The sequence below is a fragment of the Campylobacter sp. CNRCH_2016_3089 genome (genome assembly GCF_025772505.1).
Lineage (GTDB): Bacteria > Campylobacterota > Campylobacteria > Campylobacterales > Campylobacteraceae > Campylobacter_D > Campylobacter_D lari_D.
Genome location: NZ_JAKMSF010000007.1, coordinates 69018 through 84267, shown reverse-complemented (window position 1 = coordinate 84267; position 15250 = coordinate 69018). Strand labels below are relative to the sequence as shown.

At 28.8% G+C, this 15250-nt stretch carries 15 protein-coding genes and 5 tRNA genes; 4 read left to right on the top strand and 16 right to left on the bottom strand.

Annotated elements, in window-relative coordinates:
- Window positions 1-498 precede the first annotated feature (498 nt).
- From L8W69_RS06155 to tig, 16 genes are all read right to left on the bottom strand, one after another.
- Window positions 499-996, bottom strand: coding sequence for a hypothetical protein (locus L8W69_RS06155; RefSeq protein WP_263666676.1), 498 nt, complete (start codon window positions 994-996; stop codon window positions 499-501).
- Window positions 997-2252: 1256 nt separating this feature from the next.
- Window positions 2253-2337, bottom strand: a tRNA-Leu gene (locus tag L8W69_RS06150).
- Window positions 2338-2342: 5 nt separating this feature from the next.
- Window positions 2343-2419: transfer RNA gene (locus tag L8W69_RS06145), tRNA-Arg, on the bottom strand.
- Window positions 2420-2446: 27 nt separating this feature from the next.
- A tRNA-Arg gene (locus tag L8W69_RS06140) sits at window positions 2447-2523 on the bottom strand.
- Between the two features lie 3 nt (window positions 2524-2526).
- Window positions 2527-2603, bottom strand: a tRNA-His gene (locus L8W69_RS06135).
- A gap of 12 nt (window positions 2604-2615) precedes the next feature.
- Window positions 2616-2693: transfer RNA gene (locus L8W69_RS06130), tRNA-Pro, on the bottom strand.
- A gap of 88 nt (window positions 2694-2781) precedes the next feature.
- Window positions 2782-3504, bottom strand: a complete 723-nt coding sequence (locus tag L8W69_RS06125; protein WP_263666675.1) for a TerC family protein — start codon at window positions 3502-3504, stop codon at window positions 2782-2784.
- 43 nt (window positions 3505-3547) lie between these two features.
- Window positions 3548-4120, bottom strand: coding sequence for a phosphoribosylglycinamide formyltransferase (gene purN / locus L8W69_RS06120; RefSeq protein ID WP_263666674.1), 573 nt, complete (start codon window positions 4118-4120; stop codon window positions 3548-3550).
- Window positions 4111-5457 carry an NAD(P)H-hydrate dehydratase gene (locus L8W69_RS06115; protein ID WP_263666673.1) on the bottom strand — a complete coding sequence of 449 codons (1347 nt, stop codon included), beginning with the start codon at window positions 5455-5457 and terminating at the stop codon, window positions 4111-4113. Before L8W69_RS06115 ends, purN begins: the two co-directional genes overlap by 10 nt.
- A complete protein-coding gene (gene rmuC / locus L8W69_RS06110; RefSeq protein ID WP_263666672.1) occupies window positions 5441-6781 on the bottom strand; it encodes a DNA recombination protein RmuC in 1341 nt (446 codons plus the stop codon). The genes L8W69_RS06115 and rmuC overlap by 17 nt, the downstream gene beginning before the upstream one ends.
- A gap of 2 nt (window positions 6782-6783) precedes the next feature.
- Window positions 6784-7470, bottom strand: a complete 687-nt coding sequence (locus L8W69_RS06105) for an NYN domain-containing protein (RefSeq protein ID WP_133318989.1) — start codon at window positions 7468-7470, stop codon at window positions 6784-6786.
- Window positions 7471-7478: 8 nt separating this feature from the next.
- Window positions 7479-8987, bottom strand: a complete 1509-nt coding sequence (locus L8W69_RS06100) for a YifB family Mg chelatase-like AAA ATPase (protein ID WP_263666671.1) — start codon at window positions 8985-8987, stop codon at window positions 7479-7481.
- Window positions 8984-9508 (bottom strand): peptide deformylase, encoded by a 525-nt coding sequence (def, locus tag L8W69_RS06095; protein ID WP_263666670.1) that lies wholly within the window; start codon window positions 9506-9508, stop codon window positions 8984-8986. The genes L8W69_RS06100 and def overlap by 4 nt, the downstream gene beginning before the upstream one ends.
- Window positions 9505-10545 (bottom strand): GGDEF domain-containing protein, encoded by a 1041-nt coding sequence (locus L8W69_RS06090; RefSeq protein WP_133318992.1) that lies wholly within the window; start codon window positions 10543-10545, stop codon window positions 9505-9507. Before L8W69_RS06090 ends, def begins: the two co-directional genes overlap by 4 nt.
- Window positions 10546-10557: 12 nt before the next feature.
- Complete coding sequence (clpP, locus tag L8W69_RS06085) at window positions 10558-11148, bottom strand: ATP-dependent Clp endopeptidase proteolytic subunit ClpP (RefSeq protein WP_220566471.1); 591 nt, start codon at window positions 11146-11148, stop codon at window positions 10558-10560.
- Window positions 11148-12467 (bottom strand): trigger factor, encoded by a 1320-nt coding sequence (tig, locus tag L8W69_RS06080; RefSeq protein ID WP_263666669.1) that lies wholly within the window; start codon window positions 12465-12467, stop codon window positions 11148-11150. The genes clpP and tig overlap by 1 nt, the downstream gene beginning before the upstream one ends.
- Before the next feature lie 109 nt (window positions 12468-12576).
- Here tig and folE point away from each other — a divergent pair, with 109 nt between their 5' ends.
- The 4 genes from folE to L8W69_RS06060 are packed head-to-tail and all read left to right on the top strand — an operon-like array spanning window position 12577 to window position 15234.
- Window positions 12577-13149, top strand: a complete 573-nt coding sequence (gene folE / locus L8W69_RS06075) for a GTP cyclohydrolase I FolE (RefSeq protein WP_133318995.1) — start codon at window positions 12577-12579, stop codon at window positions 13147-13149.
- A complete protein-coding gene (gene fliI / locus L8W69_RS06070) occupies window positions 13149-14456 on the top strand; it encodes a flagellar protein export ATPase FliI (protein ID WP_220566469.1) in 1308 nt (435 codons plus the stop codon). Before folE ends, fliI begins: the two co-directional genes overlap by 1 nt.
- Before the next feature lie 56 nt (window positions 14457-14512).
- Window positions 14513-15001 (top strand): hypothetical protein, encoded by a 489-nt coding sequence (locus L8W69_RS06065; RefSeq protein ID WP_133318996.1) that lies wholly within the window; start codon window positions 14513-14515, stop codon window positions 14999-15001.
- A gap of 53 nt (window positions 15002-15054) precedes the next feature.
- Window positions 15055-15234, top strand: coding sequence for a putative motility protein (locus L8W69_RS06060; RefSeq protein WP_133318997.1), 180 nt, complete (start codon window positions 15055-15057; stop codon window positions 15232-15234).
- The last annotated feature ends 16 nt before the right edge of the window (window positions 15235-15250 follow it).

Below are 15250 nucleotides of genomic sequence, written 5' to 3'. Positions count from 1 at the left end.
ATGTAAAAAAACACTAAAAACAAATAAAATCATTCTTATTTTTGTGAGAAAACATTTTGATAAAAGATAAACAATAATTTTGTAATGAAGCGAATTTGGAAGAAAATAGAAGTTTAAAAGAAGATTTCTAATTATTATAAAGATTTATTTTTTTACAGATCTTAAAGGATTTAATGCAAGATATGTCTAAGTGGCTAGTAATTTGCAATACTTCTTGTCACATTTAGCCTTAAATTATAAAACTCCATTGCAATATGTTTTAAAAAAAGATAGTAAAAAGTGCTAAATATTATAGATAGATATACTATGTGGATTTTTAAAAATAAAATTGCTATAATACACAATCGTCACGGCAAGTAAGATCCGTTCGAGCTTGCCAAAATTACACAAATAATAACTAAACACCACTTCCTTAACATAATCTAACAAAACAAGCTTATAAATCGATTTTAATTATTTAATGCTAGGTTGATATTGCTTTATAGTAGATTTTTGATTTTAGGCTTGTTTTTGTTTATATTTGGCGGTATTTAATTGCAATAAAATCTTTATAATATTTTCAAAGTCTTCAATATCTTCATTTAATAAAGCACATTTATTGCTTAATATGGCATATTTATAAGCATTGATAATATCTAAATCGGGATATTTTTCTTGTAAGCTTTTTATTTTACTTGATTGCTTTACTCTAGCAAGTTTTGATTTATAGAGATTTTTATATTTATCATAAAGTGAAGAGCTAATGCCAATTAAAGCACCTTCATTTTTGGTTTTGTTAAATACTTTTAAGACAAATTTGATACAGCCATTTTTTCTGTTAATGCGTCTTGTATCATAAGGATTTTTTAAAGAATATTTAGTGCAATTTACTACCCAAGTGTGAATTATTTTTTCTAATCTATCGCTTTTGTTTTGCGTAGGAGTTTCATCTAGTTTTATCTCATCTTTAGGATTATCAGCAGATACAGTTTTTTTGAAAAATATATTTTTAAACACAGAATAACTTGCCTTTTTTAACAAAAATTTATAATATTTTATCATACAAAAATTACAAAATCATAACATTTTCATTTTTTAAAAAAACACAGAAAATCTCAAAAAAATACTAAAGGTAACGAAAACATATAATCTAATACTTACGAAGTAATGTATTGCAAAAACGATTATTTTTAACAAAAATGACAAATTTTATAAAAATCTATAAAAAATACACCAAAAATTTATCAAAATATACGAAATATATACTTTTTAGGCTAAAGGTAACGAAAACGACATATCTGCTTAGCATGGTGTAGTGATTATTTTAAAAATTAGAGTATTTTATACGAAATATATACTTTTTTACATTAAAGGTAATGAAAATGGTATATCTGCTTAGCATGGAGTAGTGATTGTTTTAAAATGGGCTATTTTTTGATAAATTTTAACCTATAAAACTCCAAAAAGAAAGCTTTAAAATACAGCTTAAAATTTCCATTTTACTAAACTTTTTATCAAAACAAAAAAGGTAAGATTTTTTGAAAAAATTAACTTGTATTTTTTGGATATTTTTTTCATAACTCTTTAAAAAAATGAAGATATATTTTAAGAAAAAAATGAGAGTATTTTTAAGCTAGTGATCCAACTAAAATAAATTTCATTTTTATAAAAAATAAAAAAGATAAAATCAGATTAATTTTTATTTTAATATCAATTATGATCACCTTCTTATAAATTAATAAAATATAAAAAGGATCATAGCTTAAGCTAATCGCTAGCTTAAAAATACTAAGTGATATAATTTTATAATAATTTTAAATTAAAATAATTTTTTTTATATTTTTGATAAAAAGATTAAGATGTATATAAAATAATATTTGCTTAATCCTAAAAGCAAAAAACCGAAAAAGCTGAGAAACCATTATTTTACCAATACTAATAATTATAAAATTTCATATGTTTTAATGGTTTAACTAATTTTAAGCCTTATGAATAAAACAAATACATTAATGTATTTAGTTTTATACTGTCTTCTTTTAATAAAAAAAGAAATAGAAAATGAATTAGCAATTGAATATAAAAAAGGTAAAATGTATTTTTTATTTTATTCTTTTTTTAAATATTTTTATAAAAGTCAATTTCTTTTTTAGATTATAATGGTAAATTATATTATTTTATATGGAGTGTTAAAAATTAATTTTTGAGAAAAAAACCGCTACCAAAACCGCTCCCTGAGTTTTTTAAAAATTTTAGAAAGTAGCTTCAAAGCATGGTGGTGCGGATGAAAGGACTTGAACCTTCACGCATTGCTGCACCAGATCCTAAGTCTGGCGTGTCTGCCAATTTCACCACATCCGCAAAAGTGGTACGCTCAAGAGGATTCGAACCTCTGACCTACGGCTTAGAAGGCCGTTGCTCTATCCAGCTGAGCTATGAGCGCAAAAAAATAAAAGTAACAATAGGCTTATGGTGCGCCCGATAGGAATCGAACCCATAACCTACAGATCCGAAGTCTGTCGCTCTATCCAGTTGAGCTACGAGCGCTGATGGGGTGAGTGATGGGAATCGAACCCACGACCCTCAGGACCACAATCTGATGCTCTAACCGACTGAGCTACACTCACCATTTATAAAAATGGTCGGGGTGAAAGGATTCGAACCTTCGGCCCCTTGGTCCCAAACCAAGTGCGCTAACCAGACTGCGCTACACCCCGATGTATAAAAATAAAGCGTTATTTTACATAAAAAAATATTAAAAGTCAAGATAAACAAGAATATTTAGCATAAAAAATGCTAAATATTTTAAGAATTATTTGTTTGTTTTTTTTGTGAAATAATGTTTAAAATTTCAACTACCAAAGAAAAGGCCATAGCTACATAAATATAGGCCTTATCTATATGAATATCAAAACTTTCACATACTAAAACAAAACCTATCATTACTAAAAATGCCAAAGCTAAAATTTTAATGCTTGGATATTTTTCTACAAAATCTGCAATTGGCTTAGAAGCAAAAAGCATTACTAATACTGCAATAATAACAGCAATAATCATAATCTCTATATCTTGAGCAATACCCACAGCAGTAATAACACTATCTAGAGAAAATACTATATCTATCACAGCTATTTCAGCAACTACAATCCAAAGTTTATTGCTGATTTTTATATTACTTTGACTTTCCTCTTGATGTGTTATACTTTCTTTGATTTCTTTGATAGATTTAACTATCAAAAACAAACCTCCAAGCAAAAGCACCAAATCCCTACCTGAAATTTCATTGCCTAATATACTAAATAAAGGTGTAACAAGTTTCATAACCCAAAACAAAGACAATAACAATAAAATTCTAGTAATCATCGCAAAAGCAAGGCCTAAAACTCTACCCTTATCTCTATGTTCTGGTGGTAATTTAGAAACCAAAATAGCCAAGAAAATGATATTATCAATCCCTAGCACAATCTCTAAAGCTGTAAGCGTAAGCAACACTACCCACGCATCCACACTAAAAATCCACTCAAACATTTAACTTCCTTAAAATAAAAAGCGTAATTATAATGATAAAAAATTAATCATTTTCAAAAATTTCAACAATAGTTGCAGGTAAAATTTCATACTCTAATTTATGAATTTTATCTTCAAATTCTTCAAAGCTTAGTTTAGCTTTTTCAAACGCCTTTTGAGCAATGATTTTACCACCATCAAGCTCTTCATTAACCCAATGCACGCTAACACCCGCAACTTTCATATCGCTCTCATAACTTTCTTTGATAGCATGAGCACCTTTAAATAAAGGAAGCAAAGAAGGATGAAGATTAACAGCTTTTATATTTTGAGTGAAAATAGGACTTAAAATTCGCATAAATCCTGCTAAGATGGTCAGATCTGCTTGACTTTCTTTTATAATTTTTACTAATTCTGCATCAAATTCTTCTCTTGAAGTAAATTTTTCATGCTCTATAATTTGAGTATTAAGGTTATATTTTAAAGCTCTTTGTATACCATAAGCTTCTTTTTTATTGCACACGCATAAAACCACTTCAAAGGTATTTTTACCAAAAGTTTTTTTATGTAATTTTGCTAAAATATTTTCCAAATTACTTCCATTACCACTAAATAAAATTGCTAATTTTATAAGCATTTTAACCCCTTTATCAATTTTAAAGCATCAAAACTAATTTTGTTTTTCTTATAATTTTTAGCTACTAAAGCATGAGCTAATACTGCATTTTTAGCAGCTTCTAAAGCATTAAATTTAGCTCCAAGCAAAGCTGCTATCATACCACTTAACACATCCCCACTTCCACCTTTTGCTAAAGCTTCATTGCCACAATTTACTATAAAAAATTTTTCTTTTTGAGCAATAATAGGATTAGCTCCTTTTAATACCAAAACACATTGAAATTTAGAACTAAACTTTCTTGCATAAAAAAAGCGTTTGTTTTGAATTTCTTCTACGCTTATATCCTCATTAAAACAAAGTTTTAAAAGCATACAAAATTCTTTAGGATGAGGGGTTAAAACAACATCTTCTCTAGCAAGATATGAAAGTAAATTTTCACTTTGAAAGCAATTTGCGTCTAAAACTAAAGGAATGTTTTTTAATCTTTCATCTTTTAAAATACTTAAATCATCAAGTCCCATACCTATAGCAGCTGCATTTATTTTGCTTTCAATATCATCTTTTAGCACAATCAAAGGTGAAAAACTTTCTTTAGCCACTAAAGATACAAGTCCTGCTCCAAATTCTAAAGCACCAAGTCCTGCTAGAGTACCTGCACTTTTATTTGCAAAAATATAAATATGGCCAAAATCGCCTTTATTTGAGTTAATCTTTTTTGTAATAAGTTTTAAATCTTTTTTTTCTAGTAAAAAACTTGAAGTATTTTGCATATAAGGTTTTAAACCCAAATTCGCAATTTTAATTTTACCTGCAAATTCTTTTGCAAAATCTTCTAATAAAATTTCTTTAATCACTCCCATGCAAAGAGTGTAATCAGCCTTAAAACATAGCTCTTGTCCAAGCCCGCTAGGAACATCACAAGCTATTTTTAAAGCCTTACTTTTAGCAATTTTTTTAAAAATTCTTTGCAAATTTTCATCTAAAGCTTTATTTAAACCACTCCCAAAAACACAATCAACAATGATGTCAAAATCTTTAAATTTAGGTTCTTTTTTTAAAAATTTAAAACCTATATTTTTTAAAATTTGCTCTTGCTTGATAAACATTGTATTTTTTTTATATGGCATAACAAAAGCAAAAGCTTTTTTTAAATGCCTTATAGCCACAAGTCCATCAGCTCCATTTCCACCAGTACCGAGCAAAAATAAAATTTTGGCATTTTTTATGTTTTTACTTTTTTTCTTAATCAAATTTGCAAGCTCTATGCCTGCATTTTCCATCATTAAAAACTCATCCAAACCTTTTTCAATAAGTTTTTTTTCATAAGAAATATTATCTTTAAATACTGCTTTCATCGCTCATCTCACATTTTATAAATTTTTGAGTTTTAGCGCCTAGCTCTTTAAGCTTTATCACTCTTGAAGCGATATTTCCACTTCCATGAGTAAGCTTTGTTTGCATATTATCTACATTTGTGTTTAATCTTTTAACATTTTCTTTGATTTTTTCAAAATCATCCAAAACGCCTGCAAATTTATCATGAAATTTACCCAGTTCATCAAAAGCTTTTAAGATATTTTCATTACTTTGTATATTTTTCCATGAAATATTTATAGTATTTAATGCCATAAAAAGAGTGTTTGGTGTAGTTAAATAAACCTTTTTTTTGTAAGCGTATTGATAAATTTCAAGATCTACATTTAAAATCAAATCTAGAATATTTTGATAAGGTATAAAAAGCAAAACAAACTCATAAGTGTGTTTATCATACTGCATATAAGGCTTTTTAGCTAACTCATCAATCCTTGATTTTAGATTATAAGCCAAATCAAGACAGGCATTTTTACTAATATCTTCAAAACTAAAATCACTTGGTAGAGAAAATTTTGCATCTATAACTATACTTTTTTGTTTATCTAAAAACACAACCGCATCAGGAATGTAAGTTTTACCCTCATCTTGAAATCTCTCTTGCAATTTATACTGCACACCCTCTACTAAACCACTATTTTCTAAAACTGATTTTAGTTGTAATTCTGCAAAATTACCACGAATTTTTTTATCTCCTTTTAAAATTTTAGCTAGCTTATCTGCATTTTCTCCCATATTTTGACTAAATTTAAACATATGATCAATTTGTGTTTTAATGCTAACTTCATTTTGACTGAGTTTTTCACTATATTCTTTAACACTTTTTTTCACAGGCAAGAAAATTTCTTCTAAGATTTTTTTTGTATCTTCATTGAGCATAAGTTTGTTTTGATTTAAAATACTAGCATTTTGTTTTTGGAAATTTTGCTCTAGCTCTTGTTTTAATCCCGCCAAACTTTGTTTATATTTTTCTTCTAATTTTATTAAGGTTTGAGTGTATTCTTCTTTTAAATTTGCACGCTCTTTTAAATGCATATTTAAAAGTTCTTGTTGAGTTTGTTCTTTTTGTGCTAATTTTGCCTCTAAAGCTTCATTTTTAGATAAATACGATATTTTTTCATCTAAAAGTTTGGAATTTTTTTCCATAAGTGCAGTTTTTTCAAACTCTAAATTAGAAAGTTGATTTTGCAAAGTCATATTGTTTTGATTTAAAAATTCTAACTTTACTTTTTCTTTCTGACTTTTAAATACCACCCATACAAAAGCTAAAATTACAACAGCCAAAAAAGCTATTAAGATATTTTCCATTTTTAAGCCTTTGCTTTTTCAAGGAAATAAATATTTTTCTCATTTGCTTCTTTAAATTGTTTCATCTTTGGTAAAAGTTCTTTCATCAAAGCTTTGAAATTTTTAAAGCCGAAATTTTGTGGAATAAAATTTGCATGTTTTCTGTTCATATTGGTACGAATTTGAGCATATTCTGCGCGACCTTTTTCTTCTATCAAAGCCTCTGCGATATTGATTAAATCTTTGATATATTCTTTTTCAATTATGACTTTTGTTTTTGATTTATCTTGATCTAAATAAAAGAATTCACTAAAGGAATTCACATAAGATTTTACAGCTTGCTTTAAACCCATGCCTATAACTTGTTTTTTATTTTCTTTTAGCTTCTGTATCAAACTAGTATAATCACTATCGCTTGATACAATAACAAAAATATCAATATCTTTTTCATAAAAAACACTCATAATATCAGTAATTAAATACATATCACTTGAATTTTTATTAGCTAAAAAATTAAATTGTTGCATAGCAATGATAGAATATTGTGCGATTTGTTCTTTCCAATTTTGTATATTTTTTTGAGTCCAATCTCCATAAATTCGCTTTATAACAATTTCTCCATAATCAGAAGCAATACCAAAAATCGATTTTGCGTATTTTGAAGGAATATTTTCCGCATCTATAAAAATTGCTATGCTTTTATTTTCCATTTTTGCTCCTAAATATTTCTCATTCTAAAACTTAATGCTTTTAAAATATGAGTTTTTAAAATCAACTCACTTTGCTCTAAATCTGCAATGGTTCTTGCTACTTTTATAGTTTTATTTACCCCTCTTTGAGAAAGATTATATGAATTTATAGCCTTTTGCAAAATTTCATTAGCAGAAGAGTCTAAAATACAAAATTGTTTCATCTGCTCATCATTTAATTTAGCATTAAACTCTTCTTGCTGTCTTTGTTTTTGAAATAAAAATCCTTTAAATACCATCTCGCTCATTTGCTCTGATGTTAAACTCATTTTATCCTTATGTGAAATTTCATCCATAGCTACATAAAGATCAATCCTATCTAAAATTGGAGATGAAATTTTGTTTTTATATTTTTTTATTTCTATTTCTTGACAACGACAATTTTGATTTTTAGAAAATAAATTTCCACAAGGACAAGGATTTTGCGCACAAGCAAATAAAAATTTAGTTTCATAAATCACTTTGGTATTAACTCTTGAAATAAGAATTTTAAAATCCTCTAATGGCTCTCTTAAACTTTCTATGATTTGTTTTGAAAAATGAGGAAACTCATCAAAAAACAAAACTCCTCCATTTGCAAGTGCTATTTCTCCTATCTTGGCATTTTTAGTTCCTCCGCCAAAAATACTAGCTCTAGTACTTGTATGATGAGGACTTCTAAAAACCCTACTAGCGCTAAAATCATCATCTAAAGAATTTAATGACTTATAAGCGTTTTGAGCTAAAATTTCTTTCAAGCTTTGCGGTGGCATGATAAAAGGAAGTCTTTTAGCACACATACTTTTACCGCTACCTGGACTACCTTCAAATAAAATATTATGCATTCCTAAAGCTGCTATTATACAAGCAAATTTAGCATTTTCTTGGCCTTTAACTTCCTTAAAATCATAAGGAAAGCTAGTGTTTTTTATATATTTTTCCCCATTAAATTTTATAGCATTTTCAAATAAAGGATGCGCATTGCATATATGATAATTCTCATATTTTTTTTCTTTAAAAAAATCTACAGCCTGGGCTAAATTTTCTAAAGCATAAATTGTTAAATTAGGTATCATTGAAGCTTTTTGTGCTATGGCTTTTGGTACTACTACTTTAGCATTTTGTATTTTTGTACTTAAAAAAAGCAAGATAGAAAATAAACTAGCAGTGCTTTTTATACTCCCATCTAATCCAAGTTCTCCAAAAACAAAAAAATCATCTAAAATTTCTTTTTGAAATAAAATCAAAATTGCAATAGCTAAGTCAAAATGAGAACCATTTTTAGGAATATCCGAAGGACTTAAGTTGATAGTAATTTTTTGTGCTGGAAAGCTAAAATTCTGACTTAACAAAGTTGCTTTAATTCTTTCAGTGCTTTCTTTGATGGTAGAGTTTGCAAGACCCACTATGCTAAAGCCTGGCAAACCTCTTGTGAAAGTTGATTCTACATCGATGATATCAAGTTCTGTAGAAAAACTTGCACATTTTAGCTTTTTCATTTATTCTTTTTGGATTTTTTCTTAAAGTCTTTATCAAATTTTTGACGCTTTAAAAAAGAAAGTTTTTCTATAAATAAATGTCCATCAAGATGATCAACTTCATGTTGGATAGCCACTGCTAAAAAATCATGTGCTTGCAAACTTTGTGGCTTTCCAAACCTATCTTGATAGTCAAGTTGTATATTTTTATAACGCATTACATCTTCATAAAAACCTGGTATACTTAAACAACCCTCATTACAAGAAATTCTTTCATCATCTAAAGGTGTTATAATGGGATTGATGATTTCTAAAAGAGTTTGTTTGTCTTCTTTTTGCTCACCTTCTTCATCACCAATATCTACAAGTAAAGCTCTAATTGGCACATCAACTTGGATAGCTGCCAAACCTACACCTTTATTAGCTATCATTGTTTCATACATATCATCTAAAAGTACATGTAAATCTTTATCAAAATTTTCTACTTTTTTTGATTCTAAAAATAATCTTGGATTAGGATAGGTAATTATCTTTCTTATCATTTTTCTTTTTCCACTATTACAAAAGGTTCTAAATTTTTTCCCGAGTCTTTTAAAGCTTCAATGCATTTTTCTATTAATTCTTCACCTTTGCTGTCACTATTAACTGCACTAATAGCAACCTCCACATCTGCCTCTATTTCTTTATCTGCTAAGAAAAAATTTGAATTTTCTAAGGATTCTAAAATTTTATTGCATATTTCTTGTGCTTTTTCTAAATTAGTATGAGAGATCATTATAGCAAAAATATTATTTCCACAATGTGCTACTATATCACTTGAAGAAACATTTTTACTAAAAATTTTACAAACACTTTTTAAAAAGGCATTTTTCTCTTTTTGAGTATAAGTTTGCTCTAAAATTTCCTCTTTTACTCTAAAGAATATCAAAGAGGTATAATAATTATATTTAGCATTACTCTCTATGCTTTTTTCCAAATTTTCTAAAAAATATTTTTTATTAAAAACTCCAAATTTAGAGTCAAAATCACTCTGCTCTTCTATATGTTTATAAGTCTGTCTAACCTCATCAAAATTTTCTTTAATCTCATCTGAATACTTATCTAAAATGCTAGAAAATCTTGAAAGGTCTGTTTCAAGGGCATGGATTACATTAGAAACAGCTAAATTTCCTGTACTAATAGCAAGTTCTGAATTACGCCTTTTTAGCATATCTTTAACTGTTTCAAGATGCCTATAAATCATGGCAATATATTGCAATAATGCCGAAGTAGAATTAAAACTTTTCTTTATTTCTTGTTCTATATTTGCACGCTTAAGACCATCATCATTTTGCTCAAATTCCATAATCTCACCAACTTTTTTCTTAAAAGCTCCTGGACGCTCTTCAAGCATTTTTTGAAAATAAACCCCATAATTAGTAGGAGTTGGAGGCACATTATCTTTTACAAGTTCAGTTAAAATAGATTTCGCAAATTTCTCAAATTCGCCTCCACTAATTTTTTGAATTTTTGGAGCTTCTTTGGCTGGAGTTGGATCGCTATTTAAATTTAAATCAGCAAATAAATCATCATCTAGCATTGCTTTGTTTCCTTATTTAAAACTTTTTTCCAAAACCTTATCGATTAAGCCATATTCCTTAGCCTCTATAGCACTCATAAAAAAATCTCTATCGGTATCTTTTTCTATTTTAGAAAGTTTTTGATTAGTATTTTTTGCCAAAATATCATTTAAAATCGCTTTTAATCTTAGAATTTCTTTTGCCTGAATTTCTATATCTGTTGCTTGTCCTCTTGCACCACCTAGTGGTTGGTGGATCATAATTCTTGAATTTGGCAGAGCAAATCTTTTCCCTGGAGCACCACAACTAAGCAAAAATGCACCCATAGAAGCAGCTTGACCAATACAAATAGTACTTACATCAGCTTTAATATAATTCATCGTATCATAAATACTAAATCCACTTGTCACAACCCCACCTGGTGAGTTAATATAAAGATAAATATCCTTTTGAGGATCTTCAGCTTCTAAAAACAAAAGCTGTGCCACGATAGAAGCAGCAAGATCATCATTGATCTCACCACTTAGCATGATAATCCTATCTTTTAAAAGTCTTGAGTATATATCATAACTTCTTTCGCCTCTGCTTGTTTTTTCAACTACATAGGGTATATATGAACTCATTATTTTTCACTTTCTTTTTCGGTTTTCTTTTTATCATTTTTTTTAAAAATATCAGCAAAAAGTTTTTCTTCAATTAAAGACATTTTAATGGCAGGTAATGCACCTTGCTTTTTATAATTATCTAAATGTTCTTGTGGGTTAAAACCATATCTATAAGCTTCAAAATAAATTGCTTGGATTAATTCTTGATCGCTTACTGTAACATTTCTAAGTTTTGCTAGCTCGTCTATAATGAAAGTTAATTTTACGCTTTTTTGCGCATCTTCTTTGAAACTCTCTCTTTTTTCTTTATATTTAGCCTCATCTTTAAATTCTTTTAATTCCTCTTCGCTTAAAGTTCTTAAAGAGCTTCTAAATTGCATATCTGTTTCTTGCTCTACTATATTTCTTGGCAAAACAAAGTCAAACTTAGCTACTAAAGCTTCTGCAAATTGATTTTTAAGCTCATCATTAATAAGTTTAAAGATTTTTTCATTTTTTAGTTGTTCTTTTAATTTTGCGTCTAATTTTTCAACACTTGGCTCTTTTTCTTCAGGAAGTAAGTTTTTTAAAAGCTCTTCATTTAATTCAGGTAATTTAAGTTCTTGAATTTCATGAATTTTTACTTTAAATACCGCATCTTTTCCTGCTAAATGTGCTGCACCATATTCTTTTGGAAAAGTTACATTAATATCTTTTTCCTCACCTGCTTTTAAACCAATCATACCTTCTTCAAATCCTGGTATAAATTGTTTTGAACCAATCTCTAAAACATAATTTTGAGCTTTTCCGCCATCAAAAGCTTTACCATCAACAAAACCCTCAAAATCAAATTTAGCAAAATCGCCTTCTTTTAAAGCCCTTGTCTCTTTAATCGTTTCAGGAGTAGCAAATCTTTTTAATAATTCTTCTTTTTTTGCATCAATTTCTTTTTGAGTTACTTTTGGTGTATTATAAGTTGGAATTAGTTCTTCATATCCATCTAATTTTACTTCTGGCTTAAAAGATAATACCATTTGAGCTTCAATATCGCCATCTTTTCTATCAAATTTTTCAAAATATGGCTCACCTACTAAATCTTTAGCCTCTTTTTTAACTTCTTTTAAAGCACCATCTACAGCATTTCTTAAAAGATCTTGCTCCGCATCTCTTGTAAGCTCTTTTTCATATCTTTTAAGTATAGCAGCAACAGGAACTTTTCCTGCTCTAAAACCATCCATTTTCATAGTTTTAGACGCTTTTTTAGCTAATTTTTCAACTTCTGTTTTAATAGCTCCTTGAGCAATTTTCACAGTAGCATTTGCATTTGCAAAATCAATTAGTTTTGCTGTAACTTCCATAATATTTTCCCTTTTTAAATAAAATTTCTTGATAATATACCAAAATTTTCCTTATCACTTTATATAAAAATAAAAATATGTTAAAATTTTAATTTTTGATGGAGAAAAAATGCAAGAAAAATTTGAACAATCAGTAAAAAATATGTTAGAAATTATCGGGGAAAATCCGCAAAGAGAAGGACTTTTAAAAACCCCTACAAGAGTTTTTAAAGCTTTTGAATTTTTAAATAGTGGTTATAAACAAGATCCAAAACAAATACTAAATGATGCCTTATTTGAAAGCTCAAACAACGAAATGGTTTTAGTAAGAGATATAGAATTTTATAGTCTTTGCGAGCATCATCTTTTACCTTTTTTTGGGCGCGTACATGTTGCGTATATACCGGATAAAAAAGTCGTAGGTCTTAGTAAAATTCCACGCCTTGTGGAAGTTTTTGCAAGACGCTTGCAAATTCAAGAACAACTCACAGAACAAATCGCAGAATCTTTAATGGAACATGTAGGTGCAAAAGGTGTTGGAGTAGTTATTGAAGCAAGACACATGTGTGTTGAAATGCGTGGGGTGCAAAAAGCAAATTCTACTACTAGCACTTCAGCACTAAGAGGTAGCTTTTTAAAAAGTGAAAAAACAAGAAAAGAATTTTTCACTTTAATTAACTCGGCAAAACAGGTTAGATTTTAATGGGTTTAGAAAAACTTCGTAGTAAAATTGCTTCACAAAATCTTGCTAGTGTTTTTGGTCAGATTACTAAAATTTCAAGTACTAGTATAGAAATAAATGGCTTAAAAACTAGCATAGGTGATATCATTAAAATAGTTTCTAGTGAAGATGAGAGTAAAGAAGCTATGGCTATGGTGGTAGAAGTAGATGAAAATTTAAGCTATTTGAGTCCTTTTGGTTTTGTGGAAGGTTTTAAAATAGGCGATCGTGCTTTTATTAACGATGCAGGTATGCAAATAGGAGTTAGTGATGAACTTTTAGGAAGAGTAGTCGATCCTTTTATGCGACCAAAAGATGGTAAAGGACCTATTGAGGCAAGTAAATTTATGCCTATTATGCGAGCACCTATTGATGCAATGAAGCGAGGTTTGATAGAAGAAGTTTTTCCAGTAGGTGTTAAAACAATAGATGCACTTTTAACTTGCGGGGTAGGACAAAAGCTTGGGATTTTTGCAGGAAGTGGGGTTGGTAAATCAACTCTTATGGGTATGATAGTGAAAAATTCCAAAGCTCCTATTAAAGTTATAGCTTTAATAGGAGAGCGCGGTAGAGAAATTCCTGAATTTATACAAAAAAATCTTGGTGGTAAACTTGATGATACTGTCATCATCGTTGCAACAAGTGATGATAGCGCGCTGATGAGAAAATACGGAGCATTTTGTGCTATGAGTGTGGCTGAATATTTTAAAGAACAAGGTAAAGATGTGTTATTTATCATGGATAGCGTAACGCGTTTTGCTATGGCTCAAAGAGAAATAGGTCTTGCCCTAGGTGAACCACCTACAACAAAAGGTTATCCGCCAAGCGTTTTAAGTCTTTTACCTCAGCTTATGGAAAGAACAGGAAAGGAAGAAGGTAAAGGCACCATAACAGCTTTTTTTACCGTGTTGGTTGATGGGGATGATATGAGTGATCCAATAGCTGATCAAAGCAGATCTATCCTAGATGGGCATATAGTGCTTAGTCGCGAACTCACTGACTTTGGAATTTATCCACCTATAAATATACAAAATTCAGCCTCAAGGGTTATGGGGGATATTATCAGTGATGAACATAAGCTAGCTGCTAGAAAATTTAAGCGTTTAAATTCTTTGCTTAAAGAAAATGAAGTGCTATTGCGTATTGGTGCTTATCAAAAAGGCACCGATAAAGAACTCGATCAAGCTATTGCTAAAAAAGATTTTATGCAGCAATTTTTAAGTCAAAATCCTGAAGAAAGTTTTGAATTTGAAGATACGATTAATATGCTTAAGATGATTGATACATAATAGTTGGAATATTTTTTGCTTTTTTTGATAAAAAAGTCATGAAAAAAGGATAGATCATGTCAAATATAGCATTTTTAGATCATCAACAAAGCTTAGGTTTAAAATATACCGATATTTGTCAAAATATTTTTGAAAGAGAAATTTTTACACATATGTTTTTAGAATGCATAAGTTTTGTTTTACTAGAAGATAAAGCAAAATTAAAATATTTAAAAATTATCGCTTCAAAAGAAGATTTTATAATCGAATTTAAAATCAATAATCAAAAAAAATCTTTTATTATTAATAATAAAAAAGTTCTAAATGAAGAATTCAGTGCAAAAAGAATGACTCAAGATGAATATGAAAGAGAAGTGGCGAGAATTTATCAAATCGAAAGATATTTAAAAGCCCAAAATAATCTTCAAAATTTTTCTAATGAAATTAGCACTACAATGAAAAATCTTTTTAAAGATATGGATGAATTTAAAAATTATATCGATATGCTTGAAGCAAAAGAAAACACCCACAATCATTACTTATCAAAAATTTATAATATAGCTTAATATTTACCAAACTTTGCCGATAATACCTTTGATCCAAACAAAAGGAGTATGTTATGGGCGAAGTTACAAACAATCAAGCAAACTTAATGCTTAACATTGCAACTACTATGATGAAAAAAACCATAGAAGTTAATGAAAATGCAGTAATGCAAGTACTTGAAGGCGTAAATGCAAACCCTGCTCCAACTACTACTCCTACTGCTAGTTCAGGATTACTTGACATTTACGCTTAAAATTTTTCTCTTCAAT

What these genes read in the sequence shown, in the direction of transcription:
- L8W69_RS06125 (WP_263666675.1), bottom strand. Translation starts at nt 3,504, where the DNA reads ATGTTTGAGTGGATTTTTAGTGTGGATGCGTGGGTAGTGTTGCTTACG.
- purN (WP_263666674.1), bottom strand. Translation starts at nt 4,120, where the DNA reads ATGCTTATAAAATTAGCAATTTTATTTAGTGGTAATGGAAGTAATTTG.
- L8W69_RS06115 (WP_263666673.1), bottom strand. Translation starts at nt 5,457, where the DNA reads ATGAAAGCAGTATTTAAAGATAATATTTCTTATGAAAAAAAACTTATT.
- rmuC (WP_263666672.1), bottom strand. Translation starts at nt 6,781, where the DNA reads ATGGAAAATATCTTAATAGCTTTTTTGGCTGTTGTAATTTTAGCTTTT.
- L8W69_RS06105 (WP_133318989.1), bottom strand. Translation starts at nt 7,470, where the DNA reads ATGGAAAATAAAAGCATAGCAATTTTTATAGATGCGGAAAATATTCCT.
- L8W69_RS06100 (WP_263666671.1), bottom strand. Translation starts at nt 8,987, where the DNA reads ATGAAAAAGCTAAAATGTGCAAGTTTTTCTACAGAACTTGATATCATC.
- def (WP_263666670.1), bottom strand. Translation starts at nt 9,508, where the DNA reads ATGATAAGAAAGATAATTACCTATCCTAATCCAAGATTATTTTTAGAA.
- L8W69_RS06090 (WP_133318992.1), bottom strand. Translation starts at nt 10,545, where the DNA reads ATGCTAGATGATGATTTATTTGCTGATTTAAATTTAAATAGCGATCCA.
- clpP (WP_220566471.1), bottom strand. Translation starts at nt 11,148, where the DNA reads ATGAGTTCATATATACCCTATGTAGTTGAAAAAACAAGCAGAGGCGAA.
- tig (WP_263666669.1), bottom strand. Translation starts at nt 12,467, where the DNA reads ATGGAAGTTACAGCAAAACTAATTGATTTTGCAAATGCAAATGCTACT.
- folE (WP_133318995.1), top strand. Translation starts at nt 12,577, where the DNA reads ATGCAAGAAAAATTTGAACAATCAGTAAAAAATATGTTAGAAATTATC.
- fliI (WP_220566469.1), top strand. Translation starts at nt 13,149, where the DNA reads ATGGGTTTAGAAAAACTTCGTAGTAAAATTGCTTCACAAAATCTTGCT.
- L8W69_RS06065 (WP_133318996.1), top strand. Translation starts at nt 14,513, where the DNA reads ATGTCAAATATAGCATTTTTAGATCATCAACAAAGCTTAGGTTTAAAA.
- L8W69_RS06060 (WP_133318997.1), top strand. Translation starts at nt 15,055, where the DNA reads ATGGGCGAAGTTACAAACAATCAAGCAAACTTAATGCTTAACATTGCA.